We start from the raw sequence: 694 nt of genomic DNA, 5'->3' as shown, positions 1-694 counted from the left end.
GTCAACAAAGCCAAGTCACTGTACCGAGCTGGCTTGATTGATCACTTATCGGTTTTAGATGCGCAACGTCAGCAACGCATGATGCAAGATCAGCAAGTCGCGGCAAAGTTACAAACCGCACAAGCTACGATTGCGCTCTACAAATCACTTGGTGGTGATTGGACGCTACAACCAGAAGCACAACCCGAAACGAATGCCAAAGGTTAGGTTTCTTACAAGCCTCACACCTTTGCGTCATAACGGATGCCGTTAAATCGGTTAAAAAGAGGCCACTTAGATGGCCTCTTAGTTTGTGAGGCAAATATTTCTACCACCTATACCCTCTCTCGGTTGTATAATGCCGGCTCTGAAATATTTTGTTACGTTACTTCGGTAACCCCTGAGATTACAACATGAACAACAGCAGATGGGTCGGCTTGCTCGGCGGCACGATCGTTTTACTTTGCACATTTCTCCTCTTCGGATCTTCCGTTCATGCTGATTGGTACATGATGCCTGCAGAAGCAGTGAACGGCATCGCATTTACACTGGCTTTCGGGCTAGGGCTGAATAGCATTTTTGCCTACGTCACAGCATTCATTACGCTCGCTGCGTTATTCTACATTGGCTACGTTGTTGGCTACCGCGTTCATCAAAAGCTTAGGTAAAAACCTTACCTTTAAGACCATTTAGCTCAACCCACCTAACACTTAAG

General features: G+C 46.3%; 2 protein-coding genes. Both read left to right on the top strand.

Annotated elements, in window-relative coordinates:
- Window positions 1–207, top strand: a 207-nt coding sequence (locus R7E78_RS26815; protein ID WP_318058697.1) for a TolC family protein, incomplete at its 5' end; no start/stop codon positions are given.
- Between the two features lie 185 nt (window positions 208–392).
- The gene (locus R7E78_RS26810) at window positions 393–647 is read left to right on the top strand and encodes a hypothetical protein (RefSeq protein WP_011106259.1); all 255 of its coding nucleotides are present in this window, start codon (window positions 393–395) and stop codon (window positions 645–647) included.
- Window positions 648–694 lie beyond the last annotated feature (47 nt).

The sequence above is a fragment of the Vibrio sp. YT-19(2023) genome (genome assembly GCF_033337395.1).
The sequence above is the reverse complement of the archived record's forward strand: the minus strand, read 5'-3'. Positions and strand labels throughout refer to the sequence as shown.

Coding starts and splice junctions, on each gene's coding strand:
- R7E78_RS26810 (WP_011106259.1), top strand. CDS start 393: ATGAACAACAGCAGATGGGTCGGCTTGCTCGGCGGCACGATCGTTTTA.